The sequence below is a fragment of the Clostridium sp. ATCC BAA-442 genome, from assembly GCF_964239415.1.
In the GTDB taxonomy this organism is placed as follows: domain Bacteria; phylum Bacillota; class Clostridia; order Oscillospirales; family Oscillospiraceae; genus Flavonifractor; species Flavonifractor plautii.
The window spans coordinates 25,176-40,948 of record NZ_CAXSQB010000025.1; the positions used below are offsets into that span (position 1 = coordinate 25,176).

The window sequence follows — 15,773 nt, forward strand, 5'->3', positions numbered from 1 at the left end:
AGGTTTTTTATGTCCACTCTGCTGATTAAAAACGCCCGCTACATCGTCTCCTGCGACGACACCGACCGCCTGTATGAGCGGAGCAATCTGTTCATCCGGGACAACGCCATCGAGTACATCGGCCCCGAGCTGCGGCAGGCCGACCAGGTCATCGACGCCTCCCGCATGGTGGTCTACCCCGGCCTCATCAATACCCATCACCACCTATACCAGCTCTTTTCCCGCAATCTGCCCGAGGTGCAGCGGATGGAGCTCTTTCCCTGGCTGGTGACGCTGTACGATGTGTGGAAAAACCTGGACGAAGAGGTGGTGGCCACCTCCAGCCTGGTGGGCATGGCGGAGCTGCTCAAGACGGGGTGCACCACCTGCTTCGACCACCACTATGTCTTCCCCGCCCGGGCGGGGGATCTGATCGGCGCCCAGTTCCGGGCGGCTGAGCTGGTGGGCATGCGCTTCCACGCCTCCCGTGGCTCCATGGATCTCTCCCAGAAGGACGGCGGCCTGCCGCCGGACAGCGTGGTACAGACCATCGACCAGATTCTGGCCGACTCGGAGCGGCTGGTGCGGGTGTGGCACGATCCGTCCCGCTTCTCCATGCGCCAGGTAGCCCTGGCCCCCTGCTCCCCCTTCTCCGTGTCCACCGACCTGCTGCGGGAGAGTGCGCGCCTGGCCCGCTCCCTGGAGGTACGGCTGCACACCCACGTGGCGGAGACCAGGGACGAGGAGCAGTACACCCTGGAGCGGTTCGGCCTGCGCCCCCTTGCCTACCTGGAGGGGCTGGGCTGGACCGGCCCCGACGTGTGGTATGCCCATGGCATCCACTTCAACGATGACGAGCTGAAGGCGCTGGCCGCCACCGGCACCGGCGTAGCCCACTGCCCCATCTCCAACATGAAGCTCTCCTCCGGTGTGTGCCGGGTGCCTGAGATGCTCCGCCTGGGGGTGCCGGTGGGTCTGGCGGTGGACGGAGCCGCCTCCAACGACGGCTCCAACCTGCTGGAGGAGCTGCGGGTGTGCTACCTGCTCCACCGCCTCCAGTCCAGCCAGAACGCCCCCACCGGGTACGACATCCTCAAGCTGGCCACCCGCGGCTCCGCCCGCCTGCTGGGCCGGGACGACATCGGCTGCCTGGCCGCCGGCATGGCCGCCGACTGCTTCCTGATCAGCCTGGACCGCATTGAGCTGGCGGGCGCCCAGTTCGACCCCCTCTCCCTGCTGGGGACGGTGGGGCTCAAGGGCCCGGTGGATTATACCATCGTCAACGGCGTGGCCGTGGTGCAGAACGGGGAGCTGGTGACCGCCGACGAGGGGGAGCTGGCCGCCCGGGCCAATGCGGCGGTGTGCCGCTACCTGGGCCGTTGCTGAGCCCACGCCCGGAGGCCGGACGGTTTTTCTCCGCCCGGCCTCCGTTTTTTGTGCAGTTCGGCGCTTGTATTTCTGCCTCACAGGAGTAAAATGGTAGAGTTATGTAAAATTCATGTAAAGGAGGCGGGAGAATGCCGGAACAGGCACCGGCCCGCAGCAGCCTGCTCTTTTCCCGCGACGCACTGCTGCGGCTCATCATTCCCCTGGTCATTGAGCAGCTTCTGCTGATGACTGTCGGCATGGCGGATACCGTCATGGTCACCACCTCCGGCGAGGCCGCCGTATCCGGCGTCTCGCTGGTGGACAACATCAATACACTCATCATTCAGGTCTTTTCCGCCCTCTCCACCGGCGGCGCGGTGGTGGTCTCCCAGTATCTGGGGCGGCAGGACACCGACAACGCCAAGGCCGCCTCCAAGCAGCTTCTGTACGCCATGTGCGCCCTGTCCCTGCTGCTGATGGGGGCCGCGCTGGTCCTCCGGCAGCACATTCTGGCGTTGATCTTCGGCCGCGTGGAGGCCGACGTGATGGAGAACGCCCTGGTCTATTTCCTGCTCACCGCCACGGCCTACCCCTTCATGGGCATTTACAACGCCGGGGCCGCCCTGTTCCGGGCCATGGGCAACAGCAAGGTGTCCATGTTCTGCTCCCTGGTTGTGAATGTAATCAACATCACAGTCAATGCGGTGCTGATCTTCGGCTTCGGCATGGGGGCCGCCGGCGCCGGTATCGGCACCCTGGTCTCCCGCATCGCGGCGGCCGTCATTATCATGGCGCTGCTCAACCACCCCGACCATGTGCTCCGGGTGGAGGGTCTGCTGCGTTTTGAGTTCCGGGGTGCCATCGTCAAGCGCATCCTATTTATCGGCATCCCTAACGGTATGGAAAACGGCATGTTTCAGGCAGGCAAGCTGATGGTCCTCAACCTGATTACCACCTTCGGCACCTCCGCCGTGGCCGCCAACGCCATCGCCAACAGTGTGGCCGGGGTCATCAATGTGCCCGGCATGGCCCTGGGACTGGCCATCATTACCGTCATCGGCCAGTGTATGGGGGCTGGCGAGACAGGGCAGGCGGTCTACTACACCAAGCGTCTCGTGGGAGCCAGCTATCTTTGCATGCTGGTCATGAGCGCCGCCCTCTTCTTCTCGGCTGGGGGACTGGTCACCCTGTTTCACCTGAGCCCAGAGGCCTGCACCATGGCTGCCCAAGTGCTCCGGGCCTGCGCCGTAGGCAACGTCCTGTTCTGGCCCCTGGCCTTCACCCTTCCCAACTCCCTGCGGGCGGCTGGGGACGCCATCTTCACTATGGCGGTCTCCCTGGGCTCCATGTTTGTCTGCCGGGTGGTGCTCAGCTATGTGTTTGCCTGCGCCTGGGGCCTGAACCTGGGACTGCTTGGGGTATGGCTCGCCATGATCGCCGACTGGGTGGTACGGGCCGCATTCTTCCTGTTCCGCTACTGGCGGGGCAGATGGAAACGCATCCGCGTGATTTGACTGCACAAGGAGGGAATCGCATGGAACGCTTCCAAGATCCGGAGCGGCTGGCGGCCCTGTTTGCCCGCTGCCGGATTCCCGAGCGCCTTCCCTGGACCGCCGCCTATCCCTGGACACTTCAGTACTATGAGAAGGGAGAATACCTCTGCCGCCTGCGGGAACCCATGCAGAGCCTCTACCTGCTTCTGGAGGGCGGCATCCAGACCAGCCTGACCAACGCCGCCGGACGCACTCGGCTGGTGGCCACCGCCCAGCCGGGGGAGCTGGTGGGCGGCGACGTAGAGGTGGTGCTGGGCAACATCCAGGCCACCACCGACCAGCGCGCCCAGGAGGACGGCGCGCTGTGTGCGGCCCTCCCACTGGCGGAGTACCGGGAGGCTCTATGCTCCGACCTGGGGTTTCTGCGCTATGCCTCCCGGCGGCTGGCCCGCATTGTGGTAATGAATACCTTCCGCGCCACCAACGACCTGCTGCTTCCGCTGGAAAACCGTCTGGCCGCCTATCTGCTCTCCCAGGCGGAGGACGGCTGGTTCCATGGCACCCTGACCCGCACCGCCGAGACGCTGAGCACCAGCTACCGGCAGCTTACCCGGGTGATGAGCCGCTTTGCCCAGGCCGGATACCTCCGCCGTACCCCCGAGGGCTGGCGTCTGGAAGAGCCCGACGCGCTGCGGGCCCTGGCCGAAAGCGTGGAGCCCTCCCGCATTCTCTGAAAAAAGCCCCGCCGTTCCGATGGAACGGGGGGGCACTTTTCTTTCCTGGGGTAGGACATATGGCCTACCTTCCAGTGGAGAACATCTGCTAAAGTACAGGTATACTCCGTTACCGCTTTCCCTTGTCGTAGGGGATGCCCTCCGCCTTGGGAGCCCTGGACTTCTTGGAGGTGAAGGCCAGAACGACCAGCGTGATAATATAGGGCAGCATCCGGTAGAAGTGGGGGCTGATGCCGAGCTCGGCCAGCAGGAATACACCGTCGCCGTTGATGTCAATGCTGGCATAGGAGGCGGCGATGCACTTGAACAGGCCGAACAGCAGGGCCGCGCCGGCGATGTTCAAAGGTTTCCAGTTGCCGAAGATCATAACGGCCAGCGCCAGGAAGCCGAAGCCGGCCACGTCGCCGGTAGAGGCGCAGTTGGCGGTGGTGAGAGCGTAGACGAAGCCACCCATGCCCGCCAGCGCACCAGAGATTGTGGTGCCGGCGTAGCGCATCACATAGACGTTGATGCCCAGGGAGTCGGCCGCCTGTGGATTCTCACCACAGGAGCGCAGCCGCAGTCCGAAGCGGGTCTTGTAGAGCAGGATGGACAGCACCACAAACAGGATAATACAGATGTAGGTGGCCAGATATGCCTTGTTGATGAAGGTGTCTCCGAAGAAGCCCATTTCGTCGCTGCGGCCGTAGCCGAAGAAGCTCTTTTTGAGCATGAACCAGCTTGCCGCGTCGCCCTCCGCCATCTGCAGGGTGTTCTGGTTGGCGATGATGCGGATGAAGAACAGCACCAGGGCGGGGGCCATCAGGTTCAGTGCGGTACCACCGATGGTCTGATCCGCCTTCAGGTTGACCGAGGCAAAGGAGAGCAACAGGGAGAACACTGCGCCCAGGATGGCCGCCACCAGCATGGCCAGCAGCATGAAGCCCTGGAGCGCCACCCAGTCCCCAGCCGCCTTGGCCTCGGAGAAGATACCCGCCTTCTGGGTCACATTGACAAAGAGGACACCCGCGAACGCGCCGAAGATCATAATGCCTTCCAGGGCCAGGTTGATAATGCCGCTGCGCTCAGCAAACACGCCGGCCAGCGCCACGATCATCAGCGGGACGGCATAGATCAGGGTCTGCTGAATGAGGAACGTCATGCCGACTCGCCTCCTTTCTCCACTTCTGCGCCACCTCCGCCCTCCGGCGGTTTGGCCGCCGCCTCTGCCGCGGGCAGGGCAGCCTTGCTCCGGCGCTTCCGCTGGCCGCTGATGAACATCTTGATGACCAGGGAGAAAGCGCTGAGGTAGACGATGATGGCGATGATGACATCGGTGATATACTCATTGTAGGCCGTCAGGTTGGTAAGCTGCAGACCCACAATATCCAGCATGGACATGAAGCATCCGGTAAAGATCACACCGATGGGATTGCTGACGGCCAGCAGGGCCACGGGAATGCCATTGAAGCCGGTGGCGGGAAGGGTCTGGTAGGTAGACCAGAAAAACTCCGTGTTACCCGACAGGTAGTACAGGGAGGCGGCCGCGCCGGACAGGGCCCCGGCGATGGCCATGGACAGGACGATGTTCCGCTTGTCGGCAATGCCGGCGTACCGGGCCGCGTGGCGGTTGGCGCCGCAGGCCTTGAGCTCGTAGCCCAGGGTGGTCTTGTTCATAAGGATATAGATCAGAATTGCGATACCGATGGCAATCAGGATGCCGCCATTGACCTGAGAGTTGGGGAACAGTTTGTCCAGACCCAGCTTGGCGGTCTCCACACCATTGAAACTGGTCTTGTAGATATAGGCAGTCTTGGTGTTCTCCACGTGATTCTGGAGGCTCTCAAACAGGCTGCCCTTGTCGAACAGCCAGGTCACCAGGTTGGCGGCGATCCAGTTGGTCATGATGCAGGCCAGCACCTCATTGATGTTGAGGAAGGCCTTCACCAGTCCGGGGATACAGCCCCACAGGGCGCCGGCCAGCATGCCGCCCAGGAAGGCAATGAGCCACACCAGCGGAGCTGGAACCGTTTCAGTGGGGATGGTGAGTGCCAGAATCAGGGTGGCGGCGGTGCCCATCAGGTACTGGCCCGGCGCGCCGATGTTGAACAGGCCGGTCTTGAAGGCCACAGCCACCGACAGGCCGGTAAGGATCAGCGGGGTGGCCCGGAAGAGCATGTTGCCCAAGTTCGTGGAGTTAAAGCCGAAGGTCAGCGTGCCCGCCGCGTCGCGTCCGGTGCTGAACAGGCCGCCGAACACCAGGCGGATGCCCTCCCACGCGCTGTTCAGCCCCAGGGACGGGTTGGCGGCACCCACGATGATGATAATCAGCGCACCCACCACCATGCCGATGAGGATGGAGATCAGTGAGGCCAGTACAGACTTGGTGCCGTCTTTGCCCCACAGGTTGGAAAGCTTCTGCTTCACGCCCCCTCGCCCTCCTTTTTCATTCGTTTTGCGCCGGCCATATAGAGGCCCAGCTCCTGGACGTCGGTGGCGGCGGGATCCAGCTCGCCCACGATCTCGCCCTCATACATCACGAGGATGCGGTCGGACAGGCTCATGACCTCGTCCAGCTCCAGAGAGACCAGCAGCACCGCCTTGCCCTTGTCCCGCTCGGCCACCAACTGGCTGTGGATATACTCAATGGCGCCCACGTCCAGGCCGCGTGTGGGCTGCACCGCCACAATCAGCGGCTTCTCCCGGTCGACCTCGCGGGCAATGATGGCCTTCTGCTGGTTGCCGCCGGACATGGAGCGGGCAATGGTCACCGGCCCCTGTCCGGAGCGCACGTCGTACTGCTCGATCAGCTTTTCCGCGTAGGCGCGCACCTCGCCCTGCTTGACAAAGCCCATGTGCTGGAACCGTGGCTCCCGGAAGCGCTGGAGCACCATGTTTTGTTCCAGGGTAAAGTCCAGCACCAGTCCGTGCTTATGGCGGTCCTCCGGGATGTGGCTCATGTCCGCGCTCCGGTGGTGGATGGAGGCGTGGCTGATATCGTGGCCGCAGAGGGTCACCGTGCCGCCGCTGCACTTCTCCAGGCCGGTCAGGCCGTAGATGAGCTCGCTCTGGCCGTTGCCGTCGATGCCGGCGATGCACAGAATCTCACCCGCCCGGGCCTCGAAGCTGACATCATGGACCGCATCCCTCTTTTGGGTATGGGAGGGGACCGTCAGGTGCTCCACCTTGAGCACCGTCTCACCGGGTCTGGCCTTCTCCTTGACCACCTCAAGCTGCACCGGGCGGCCCACCATCATGTTGGACAGGGACTGCTTGTCGGTGTCCTTAGTATCCACGGTGCCGATGTACTTGCCCTTGCGCAGCACTGTGACGCGGTCGGCCACGGCCATAATCTCGTTGAGCTTGTGGGAGATGAAGAGAATACTCTTGCCCTCCTTGGCAAACTCCTTCATGGTGGCCATCAGCTCATCAATCTCCTGGGGGGTGAGGACGGCGGTGGGCTCGTCAAAGATCAGAATCTCGTTGTCGCGGTAGAGCATCTTGAGGATCTCCACCCGCTGCTGCATGCCCACGGTGATGTTTTCCACCCTGGCGTCCAGATCCACCTTTAGGCCGTACTTCTCCGACAGGGCCTCTACCTTTTTGCGGGCCTCCTTCTTCTGCAGGAAGCCCAGCTTCGTGGTTTCGGCGCCCAGAATGATATTGTCCAGCACAGTGAACACATCCACCAGTTGGAAGTGCTGGTGCACCATGCCGATGCCCAGCGCGGTGGCGTCGTTGGGATTGTTGATCTTCACCACCTTACCGTTTTTCTTGATTTCGCCCGCCTCCGGCTGATACAGACCGAACAGCACGCTCATCAGGGTGGATTTGCCTGCGCCGTTCTCCCCCAGGAGGGCGTGGATTTCCCCTCTTCGGAGTTGGAGTGTGATATCGTCGTTGGCGATGATACCGGGGAATTCCTTGGTAATGTGAAGCATTTCAATGACGTTTTCCGCTTCCATAGTCCTCATCCCGCCTCCTCTATACAGTATAGTTTTATTATATAATACCCCCATGGAAAACACAAGAAATTTATCCCTTTTCTGTCACAAGAAAAGGGAGAGGGCACAAAGCCCTCTCCCTCTTTCTGAGGTGATTGTGTGAATCAGATGATATTCACATTCACGTTGCTCCAGTTGGTAGCGGTCTCGGCGTTGTCCATCACAGTGTAGTCGTCGTCCACCACCAGGGTGCCGTCCACCATCTGCTGGTACAGGGACTCGTACTTCTCCACTGTGAAGGTCTCGAAGCGCCAGGAATCCGCGCCGGTGGGCAGCTCCACGGCGTTGTCGGCGACGCCCAGGGAGGTCTGCTGGCCGCCGATGGTGTCGAATGTACCGTCATAGACCTTGGCCACAGCCCACTGCACGGCGTCAGCCAGGCCCTTCATGGCGGAGGTGACAACGTACTCGGACTCACCGGACTGGTCCACGTCTACGCCGATAACAAACTTGTCGTTGGCGGAGGCGGCGGCCACGATGGACTGGAACATGGAGCCACCGCAGGCGAAGACGATCTCGGTGCCGTTCACATACCAGCCGTTGATCATGGTCTGCAGGTCGGTAGAGGCGGAGAAAGTGGAACCGTACTGCCAAGAGTAGTTCATGTCAACCGTGATGCCCAGCTCTTCAGCGGCGTGGTTGGCGCCCTGGACATAGCCGTAACCGAACCGGCAGCAGGCGGGATTGGTGCCGCCGCCGCCGCCGGAGAAGCCCAGCTTGGTAAAGCCGTCCATGACGGCGGCGTAACCGGCCAGATAGCCGGCCTGCTCCTCCTTGAAGGCGATGCCGGCCACGTTGGACAGGGTGTTGCCGGCGTCATCGGTCAGGGGATAGCCGTCGATGAAGACGAAGGGGGTCTCGGGATACTCGATGGCGGCCTTCTTCAGCGCGGCCTCCTGCAGGTAGCCGGCGCACACCACCACGTCAGCGCCGCCCTCGACGGCGGCCTTCATGGCGTCATAGCGGTCATCGTCGGTGGCCTCGCTGCCGTTAGCGGGCTGGTAGTACTTGTAGCTCAGACCGTTGGCGGCGGCATACAGCTTTACGCCGTCAAAGGTGCCCTGGTTGAAGGACTTGTCCTTCAACTGGCCTACGTCAGTGACGAAGGCCACCTGATAGGTGCCGTCGGCGGAGGTCATGCTGTCCTCGATGGCATCGGGATCGGCCTCGGTCTCGCCGGGGGTCTCGGTCTCGGGCGCAGGGGTCTCGGTGTTAGTGCCAGGCGCAGGGGTCTGGCTGTCGGCGGGCTTGTTGCTGTTGCCGCAGGCGGCCAGGCCGAAGACCATCGCCAGGCACAGGAGCAGTGCAAGGAGCTTCTTGGACTTCTTCATTGTAATCTACCTTCCTTTCAGAAAAATAGCCCAGTTTGGTCCAGACGATTTTGTCCTCCCCTCCCTGAGCGTGTGCCCTTATTATACTCTATCCCTTCGAAAAGGGCAACCACCTTTTTACATGATTCAAAAAATTTTTTACAGAATTGTTACAGATGTGACAGACTTAAACCCTCCTCTATAACCGTGTTTTTTTCAATACGGGTAACGCTCCATACCTCCGCAGCCTTTACCGGCATTGGCCTCCGGGCCGGCCGCTCCCTCCTGTAAAATTCCCAGCCGCCGATTGACAATTTTTAAAATTTTATATATAATGCAAAATATAAAATACAAGATTTGAGGTGCGACATATTATGCCCTGCAACACCAAGGCCCCCACAATTCGGTGGTTTTATTTGACCATAGGCATCCTTTCCATGCTCTTCGCGGGTATCCTTTACAGTTGGTCCATACTGAAAGCACCGCTGGCCGACGCATTCGGCTGGAACGCCTCCCAACTGACCATGAATTTTACTCTCACCATGTGCTTTTTCTGTCTGGGCGGAGTGGGCGGCGGTCTGCTGGCCAGGCGGCTGGGTACCCGCCTGACCATCGCCCTGGGCGGCGCTTTGGCGTGCATCGGCTTTGTACTGACCGCCCGGCTGGACGGCAGCAGCCTGCCCATGCTCTACCTCAGCTACGGCGTCATCACCGCCACCGGCATCGGCTTTGCCTATAATGTGGTGCTCTCCACCGTGCAGGCCTGGTTCCCCGACAAAAAGGGCACCTGCTCCGGCGCGCTGCTGATGGGCTTTGGTGCCTCCTCCCTCGTGCTCGGCTCCCTGGCCGACGCCCTCATCCAGAATCCCGCCGTGGGCTGGCGGGCGGCCTTCCTCTGCCTGGGCGTCGCCATCGGAATTGTGCTGGTCGCGGCCGCCCTTCTTATCCGCCTCCCCGCCCCCGGCACCGTCCTGCCCCAGCCCAAGGCCGCCGCCAACCGGGTGCAGGAGGACTTTGAGGCCGCCGACTACACCACCGGCCAGATGCTCCGCCGCTTCACCTTCTGGCGTGCCTTCCTGTGCATCATCTTCCTGGCCGCCATGGGCAACACCGTTATCTCCTTTGCAAAGGATCTCTCCCTCTCCGTGGGGGCCAGCGCCGCCCTGTCCACCACCCTGGTGGGCGTGCTCGCCGTGTGCAACGGCCTGGGCCGCATCCTCACCGGAGCCCTCTTTGACACCCTGGGCCGCCGCCGCACCATGCTGCTGGCCAACGGCGCCGCCATCCTGGCCGCCCTGGTCACGCTGCTGTCCGTGGCCGTCCACTCCGTCCCCCTGTGCGTGGCCGGCCTGTGCATCACCGGCATCTCCTACGGCGCCTGCCCCACCATCTCCTCCGCCTTTACCTCCTCCTTCTACGGCGCCAAGTACTTCTCCCTCAACTTCTCCGTCATGAACTTCAACCTGACCGGCGCCTCCTTCGTTGCCACCGCCGCCAGCGTCCTGCTCACCCAAACCGGGGGCTACGCCGCCCCGCTGGTGCTGCTGCTGGTGCTCGCCGTGGCCGCCCTGGCGCTCAACCTCAACATCAAGCGCCCCTGAGCTTTCTCAGGCCGGCAAAAAAGCCCTCCGCCGAACGGCGGAGGGCTTTTTTGTGGTTTAGTTCTTGTTGTCTTCCTTCATGCGCAGGATGTACATGCCGTCGTGCCAGGTATCCATGTAGATGTAGCCGCGGTCGTCCACCACGCAGTCCTCGGTGGTGGCCAGCATGGGGCCGGGCACCGGGATGTCGAAGAGCAGCCTTTCCGGGTTGGGGGGGATGAAGTAGGCCAGCTCCTTGATGTAGTAGGGGTCGGACACGTCATACACCCGCATGCCCGCGTGGAAGTAGCAGCAGTAGACCCGGTTGGGGTTCTGGTCCAGCCAGAGCTTGTTGCTCATGGGCTCGTGGATGTTGTGGGGGCCGAAGGGGCCCTGGGCGCCGTCCATTCCGGCGGTGTTGAAGTTGGGCCAGGGATAGTTCTCGGGCACCTCGGGGTAGGGGAACTCGGCCACCAGTTGGGGATCGGTGGGATCGGAGATGTCGATCATGTGCAGGTTGTTCATGGGCTGGGCGCCCTTGCGGGGGCCGGTGGTGAGAATCTCCTTGTTGTAGAAGGGGAAGCGCTCGCCCTCGTTGGTGGCCACCAGGAAGCTGCGGCCGGGCAGGGGCAGGCAGGTGTGGGTGCGGGCGCCGGCGAACTTGCCGGAGAAGGGGCCCTTCAACTGGAGCTGGCCGATCTTCTTGGGCCGGGTGATGTCGGAGATGTCCAGAATGATGAGGCCCTCGCAGTAGTAGGACAGATAGGCCAGGTTGCCCACCACGAACGGAGGCCCGTGGAGCTGGGGCCAGTCCATGAACTCCCAGTGCTGGGGGCCGTCCACGGGGTACTCGCCCTCCTTCAGGCCGTCGGTGAACTGGCAGGGCACCCACCAGCGGCCCACCTCCACCGGGTGGGTGGGGTCGATGATGTCCAGGATGCGGTAGATGTTGCCGGTGTAGCCCGGGCAGTCGGCAGACAGGTGGACGTAGCGCCCGCCGTTGTAGAAGAAGCGGTGCACGCCCATGCCGTTCTCCACGCCGGTCTCCCACTTGCCCAGCAGCTTGGGGTGGACGGGATCGGTCTTGATGTCGAAGATCTGCAGGCTGCCCAGGCTCTTGTCGCCGGGCTTGCAGCCGTGGAGGAAGGAGACGCCGCCGCCGGTGGCGCCGATCATCAGGCCGTCGGCCACCTGAATCTTGGGGGTGTTGGTGGCGGGGTACTCCTTGGGATCGCAGGCCTCCAGCCAATTGACCACCTTGGGCTGGGTGGGGTCGGTCACGTCCACCACGTTCCAGCCTGGGCCGCGGAAGGAGCCGCAGTACATGTAATAGCGCCCGTCGTCGGTCTTGTGGAGGGCCATCTGGAAGGCGTTGACGCCGTTCAGATCGCAGAAGCCCACCACCTCCATGTTCTTGATATAGCCCTGGTTCTCCGGGCTTTTGGCGTAAAAGGGAACTGACATAACGTACCTCCTTGGAAATGGATCCAGGCGCACCCGAAGCTGGTGCGCCCAGATCGCTGTTTGATTAGGGATGGGCCGGCATCTTGGGGGGCTTCCGGCACAGGGCGATGGTCAGCGGCATACCGAAGGCGAAGGTGATGAACGCCACCACCAGGGCCACCACGTAGGTCAGGGGGAAGCTCATCAGATAGGCCATGAAGAAGGCGCCCGCCGGCATGGTGTAGCCCACGGCCAGGAACATCATGACGAGGCTCATCAGCACGGCCATGACGAACGTAATGGAGGCCACCCGCAAAATGTGGAACAGCAGGCCGTTTTCATTTTTGACCCCGCACAGCCGGGCGAAGCCGTCGCCCATGGCCTTGAGGTCGATGTAGGTGCCGATGGCGAAGGCCACGGCGAAGCCGGGGATGAAGTCCTTGGTGAGCTGCTGAACCAGCGGCCCCCAGAGGATGACGCCCGCCTCCCGGAACATGTTGCTGCCGTCGATGTAAAGGGGCAGGAAGATGGCGAACATAAGCGAGAAAATGGTGTTGAAGACAATACCGAATTGATCCTTGCGGAACATGGGGAATCCCTCCATCCTTTTGTGTTTCCGGCCCCCCGGCGGGAGGCCGGCGCGTCGCTCCGCCCGGTGCGGAAGGCGCTTAACGCATGGTGATGTAGCCGCGGAACTGGGTCAGGTTGTCGCTGGTGGGGATGTCGGTGAGGAACATGCCCACAATGTTGAAGTTGGATTTCAGGAAGGGGAAGTGCTCCTGCTGCGCCCAGACGGGCTTGGGCAGGGCCTTGGCGCCCTCCACCGCCGCCTGATACCACTCCTCGGGGCCGTCGAACCACAGCTCCACCAGGCGGTGGAAGGTGCAGCCCACCACGTCGTGGTAGATCCGGCTGGACAGGAAGCGGTTGACCTCCGGCCGGGCCTGGAAGTAGGGGACGATCTCCTCATGGAACCAGCGCTCGCCCTCCTCCTCGCTGACGCCGTCGGGGTACTGGATGACGAACTGCCAGCGGTAGTTGGGGCCGTCGCACACCATGCGGCCCTTGCCCTTGAAGTCCTCCTCCCACGAGATGGGCACATGGGCGAAGACGAAGGGAGGGCAGCCGTTGTCGCCGCCGATGGAGCGCCCCACGTCGCCGTCCAGGTTCTCGTGGGGGGTCTCGTCGGTGTCGGGCACGCAGCCCTGCCAGCGCAGCACGTCCATGGGCATATACTCGGCAATGGCCTTGTTGCGCATCTCAGGCTCCATCTCGTTGACCAGCCAGTAGTGCTCGGTCATCTGCATCCGCCGGGTGCCGAAGCGCTCCCCCTCCGGGGGCACGGGCAGGGCGTTGTAGAAGGCGTACTTGGTCACATAGGGGCCGAAGTTAGAGATGGAATCCTGAATATGGTGGCCGTACAGCCAGTGCTGAAGGCGGTGGCGGTACTCCTCTCTGCAGACGTCCACATAGATGACGCTGCGCATGGGACGAAATTCCACGGACATCCCGAACCCTCCTTCTCAGCCCTTCTCGGGCACGGTGGCGGTGATAAAGGCGCGGTACGCGGCCTGGCGGGCCTTGTACTTCTCGGTCTGCATGTTGGCAATCTTCTTGCCGGTGTTCTCCTTGATGTCGTTGCCGTGGATGAACTTGCCGGACAGGGTGTCGTGGGCGTGCTCCAGCTGCTCGGCGGGGAAGGTGAAGGAGTACTTGCCGCCCTCGTTGTGGATCTCGCCCTCCAGGCCGCACAGGCAGCAGATGGCCTTGCCGTCCTGCAGGTGGAAGTTGCGGCTGTGGCAGTGGGGGCACACGCCGGCGTCGCCCTGGTACTGGGCGTGCTCGATGTCCTTGGCGGCCTCGGCGATGTTGCGGCCGATCTGGTGGGCGCGGGCCACCCGCTCGTCCTCCACCAGGATGGACAGCGCCCAGGGGAACACCTCGTTGTCAATGACCTTCCACATAGGGGTCAGGGCCAGCATGCCGGCGTCGCACTGGGTGCGGGTCACCCAGTCGGAGCCGCCCACGGACATGAAGGAGATGACCTTGTCCTTCAGGATGCGGGGATCGGGGGCGGTGCCGCCGGTCTCCTCGGCGATCTTGGTGCCGATGATGTTGTTGCCGCGGTCCATGCGGGGGCCAAAGCGGTCGGTAATCGTGTGGAAGAGGCCGGTGGCGCCCTTCTCAAAGATGGGGGTGGAGAAGACAATGCCGTCGGCGTCCAGCATCTTGTCCAGCAGCCAGTCAAAGTCGTCCTTCAGCACGCACTTGCCGCCGCGGCCGCCCAGCACGCTCTGCACGCAGGCGGTGCAGCCGGTGCAGTGCTCGATGTGCAGGTTCTGCAGCTGGATGAACTCCACCTCGGCGCCCATCTCCTTGGCCCCCATCAGGGCCTCGATGCACATACCGTCGTTGCTGCCGTTGCGCATACCGCCGGAAATACCCAAAATTTTCATCTGTACTTCCTCCTTCTGAAAAACAAAAAGTTTAGTTTGCCTTCGTTTCCCCTGCATATTACCCGTTCTTTGCCTTTGTGTAAAATGCCGGTTTTGTATGGCTGAAATGCAGCTTTCGATTAGATTACTGCAATCCGACTCTAATTTTCCATATAGAGGAATTCAGCAGCTTCGGTATTGTTTATTTTGCATAAAAACGAAGGTGACTCCCTGTGGCTAACCATGAATTGGTGCACAGTTACCATATGGCTACTATCTCCTAACTGCATAAAACTCCGTGCGCACAGGGCGCACTACGAAACTATGCAAAGGCTTAGACGCATGAAGTCTTTGCGCATGTGGGCCGTCCCGGCCCATGTGCGATAATCTCATGGCCGTGGCGCTGTAAGCGGCACATGGCCAACTTTGCTATGCTTTTGCATAGCAAACAGGTCGTGACAAGCCGCACGAATTTTGATATACTGATATCCCCAACTTATCGAACGTGTGGAGGGATTCCCAGTGACTCTAAATCAACTGGAGTGTTTCATGGTGCTGGCACAGCGTCTCAATTTTACCCAGGCGGCAGACGACCTGTTCATGGCCCAGCCGGCTCTGAGCCGGCTGATTTCCGCATTGGAAAAAGAGCTGGACCTTCAGCTTTTCTACCGCAACTCCCGCAGCGTAGCCCTCACCCCGGCCGGCACGGTGTTTTTCAAAAAATGTCCGAAAATTCTGGACGAATACCGGGGCAGCGTGGTGGCCGCCCGGCTGGCCCAGGAGGGCTATCGCGGTTCCCTAACCCTGGGCATCATGCGGGACACCTTCGAACCAAAGCTGCCCACACTCTATCAGCGCTTTCGCACGGCCTATCCCCATGTCTCGCTGCTTATCCGTGGCTATAGCCACTCCAGCCTGCTGTCCGCGCTGGAGCGGGGAGAGGTGGACGCCATCCTGAACTATATGCCAATGCCCTCCGGGCAGGAGTCCCCCTCCATCCTGCTGCACAAAAACCACCAGTGCATCATCACCGCTTTGGACCACCCGCTGGCCTCCCGTGGCAGCATACGGATGGAAGAGGTGAAGGACGAGCCGTTTGTGGTCATGGCCCGCACCGCCTCCATCCCCGGCCACGATTTTATCTGGAAGACGGCGGCTGATGCAGGCTTCGCCCCCCATGTGGTGGCGGAGGCCACTCATGTGCCGGTTCTGCTCACCTTGGTTTCCTGCGGTATTGGAATCTCTACCCTCAGCGATGATATGGCCTGTCTCTGCCAGGGCAAGGTGGCTTTTATCCCCCTGCTGGGGGTTCCCTTCGCCAACGTCCGCCTGATGTGGAACGAGGACAACCAGAATCCCGCCCTGCCCCACCTGCTGGCCGTGTTCCGGTCCATCTGTTGAATACAGCGCAAGCAGCAGCGGGGGGGGGGGGGGGGGGGGGGGGGGGG

13 protein-coding genes are annotated in these 15,773 nt (G+C 62.0%); 5 read left to right on the forward strand and 8 right to left on the reverse strand.

Going from position 1 to position 15,773, the window contains the following annotated elements; genetic code table 11:
• The first annotated feature begins 9 nt into the window (after positions 1 to 9).
• The 3 genes from ACESY8_RS11735 to ACESY8_RS11745 all read left to right on the forward strand — a co-directional run bounded on the left by ACESY8_RS11735 (position 10) and on the right by ACESY8_RS11745 (position 3,574).
• Positions 10 to 1,365, forward strand: a complete 1,356-nt coding sequence (locus ACESY8_RS11735; protein ID WP_154250043.1) for an 8-oxoguanine deaminase — start codon at positions 10 to 12, stop codon at positions 1,363 to 1,365.
• A 131-nt stretch (positions 1,366 to 1,496) separates the two neighbouring features.
• A complete protein-coding gene (locus tag ACESY8_RS11740) occupies positions 1,497 to 2,861 on the forward strand; it encodes an MATE family efflux transporter (protein ID WP_009257609.1) in 1,365 nt (454 codons plus the stop codon).
• A gap of 20 nt (positions 2,862 to 2,881) precedes the next feature.
• Entirely contained in the window at positions 2,882 to 3,574 is a 693-nt protein-coding gene (locus ACESY8_RS11745) for a cyclic nucleotide-binding domain-containing protein (protein WP_007488575.1), read from the forward strand.
• A 109-nt stretch (positions 3,575 to 3,683) separates the two neighbouring features.
• On the opposite strand, the gene ACESY8_RS11750 is transcribed toward ACESY8_RS11745, so the two are convergent.
• The 4 genes from ACESY8_RS11750 to ACESY8_RS11765 all read right to left on the reverse strand — a co-directional run bounded on the left by ACESY8_RS11750 (position 3,684) and on the right by ACESY8_RS11765 (position 8,888).
• On the reverse strand, positions 3,684 to 4,715 hold the full coding sequence (locus ACESY8_RS11750; protein ID WP_007488574.1) for an ABC transporter permease: 1,032 nt from the start codon (positions 4,713 to 4,715) through the stop codon (positions 3,684 to 3,686).
• Positions 4,712 to 5,980: an ABC transporter permease gene (locus tag ACESY8_RS11755; RefSeq protein WP_007488573.1), complete on the reverse strand. Its 1,269-nt coding sequence runs from the start codon at positions 5,978 to 5,980 to the stop codon at positions 4,712 to 4,714. Before ACESY8_RS11755 ends, ACESY8_RS11750 begins: the two co-directional genes overlap by 4 nt.
• Entirely contained in the window at positions 5,977 to 7,527 is a 1,551-nt protein-coding gene (locus ACESY8_RS11760) for an ABC transporter ATP-binding protein (protein ID WP_007488572.1), read from the reverse strand. The genes ACESY8_RS11755 and ACESY8_RS11760 overlap by 4 nt, the downstream gene beginning before the upstream one ends.
• A 134-nt stretch (positions 7,528 to 7,661) precedes the next feature.
• On the reverse strand, positions 7,662 to 8,888 hold the full coding sequence (locus tag ACESY8_RS11765; RefSeq protein ID WP_054338922.1) for a BMP family lipoprotein: 1,227 nt from the start codon (positions 8,886 to 8,888) through the stop codon (positions 7,662 to 7,664).
• Positions 8,889 to 9,241: 353 nt separating this feature from the next.
• Between ACESY8_RS11765 and ACESY8_RS11770 the strand changes: the two genes are divergently transcribed.
• Positions 9,242 to 10,468 carry an MFS transporter gene (locus ACESY8_RS11770; protein ID WP_154250045.1) on the forward strand — a complete coding sequence of 409 codons (1,227 nt, stop codon included), beginning with the start codon at positions 9,242 to 9,244 and terminating at the stop codon, positions 10,466 to 10,468.
• A 57-nt stretch (positions 10,469 to 10,525) separates the two neighbouring features.
• Here the strand turns inward: ACESY8_RS11770 and ACESY8_RS11775 are convergent, their stop codons facing one another.
• From ACESY8_RS11775 to ACESY8_RS11790, 4 genes are all read right to left on the reverse strand, one after another.
• The gene (locus tag ACESY8_RS11775) at positions 10,526 to 11,911 is read right to left on the reverse strand and encodes an LVIVD repeat-containing protein (RefSeq protein WP_204681755.1); all 1,386 of its coding nucleotides are present in this window, start codon (positions 11,909 to 11,911) and stop codon (positions 10,526 to 10,528) included.
• A 64-nt stretch (positions 11,912 to 11,975) separates the two neighbouring features.
• Positions 11,976 to 12,479 carry a hypothetical protein gene (locus tag ACESY8_RS11780; protein ID WP_243121459.1) on the reverse strand — a complete coding sequence of 168 codons (504 nt, stop codon included), beginning with the start codon at positions 12,477 to 12,479 and terminating at the stop codon, positions 11,976 to 11,978.
• Positions 12,480 to 12,558: 79 nt separating this feature from the next.
• Positions 12,559 to 13,398 carry an acetyl-CoA hydrolase gene (locus ACESY8_RS11785; protein WP_204681754.1) on the reverse strand — a complete coding sequence of 280 codons (840 nt, stop codon included), beginning with the start codon at positions 13,396 to 13,398 and terminating at the stop codon, positions 12,559 to 12,561.
• A gap of 15 nt (positions 13,399 to 13,413) precedes the next feature.
• Positions 13,414 to 14,346 (reverse strand): flavodoxin family protein, encoded by a 933-nt coding sequence (locus tag ACESY8_RS11790; protein WP_039996523.1) that lies wholly within the window; start codon positions 14,344 to 14,346, stop codon positions 13,414 to 13,416.
• Positions 14,347 to 14,847: 501 nt separating this feature from the next.
• On the opposite strand from ACESY8_RS11790, the gene ACESY8_RS11795 reads away from it, so the two are divergent.
• Complete coding sequence (locus ACESY8_RS11795; protein WP_082382887.1) at positions 14,848 to 15,726, forward strand: LysR substrate-binding domain-containing protein; 879 nt, start codon at positions 14,848 to 14,850, stop codon at positions 15,724 to 15,726.
• Positions 15,727 to 15,773: the final 47 nt, after the last annotated feature.

Bases quoted from the DNA above. Each gene is read 5' to 3' on its own strand.
- ACESY8_RS11735 (WP_154250043.1), top strand. From the start codon at position 10: ATGTCCACTCTGCTGATTAAAAACGCCCGCTACATCGTCTCCTGCGAC.
- ACESY8_RS11740 (WP_009257609.1), top strand. From the start codon at position 1,497: ATGCCGGAACAGGCACCGGCCCGCAGCAGCCTGCTCTTTTCCCGCGAC.
- ACESY8_RS11745 (WP_007488575.1), top strand. From the start codon at position 2,882: ATGGAACGCTTCCAAGATCCGGAGCGGCTGGCGGCCCTGTTTGCCCGC.
- ACESY8_RS11750 (WP_007488574.1), bottom strand. From the start codon at position 4,715: ATGACGTTCCTCATTCAGCAGACCCTGATCTATGCCGTCCCGCTGATG.
- ACESY8_RS11760 (WP_007488572.1), bottom strand. From the start codon at position 7,527: ATGAGGACTATGGAAGCGGAAAACGTCATTGAAATGCTTCACATTACC.
- ACESY8_RS11765 (WP_054338922.1), bottom strand. From the start codon at position 8,888: ATGAAGAAGTCCAAGAAGCTCCTTGCACTGCTCCTGTGCCTGGCGATG.
- ACESY8_RS11770 (WP_154250045.1), top strand. From the start codon at position 9,242: ATGCCCTGCAACACCAAGGCCCCCACAATTCGGTGGTTTTATTTGACC.
- ACESY8_RS11775 (WP_204681755.1), bottom strand. From the start codon at position 11,911: ATGTCAGTTCCCTTTTACGCCAAAAGCCCGGAGAACCAGGGCTATATC.
- ACESY8_RS11780 (WP_243121459.1), bottom strand. From the start codon at position 12,479: ATGTTCCGCAAGGATCAATTCGGTATTGTCTTCAACACCATTTTCTCG.
- ACESY8_RS11785 (WP_204681754.1), bottom strand. From the start codon at position 13,398: ATGTCCGTGGAATTTCGTCCCATGCGCAGCGTCATCTATGTGGACGTC.
- ACESY8_RS11790 (WP_039996523.1), bottom strand. From the start codon at position 14,346: ATGAAAATTTTGGGTATTTCCGGCGGTATGCGCAACGGCAGCAACGAC.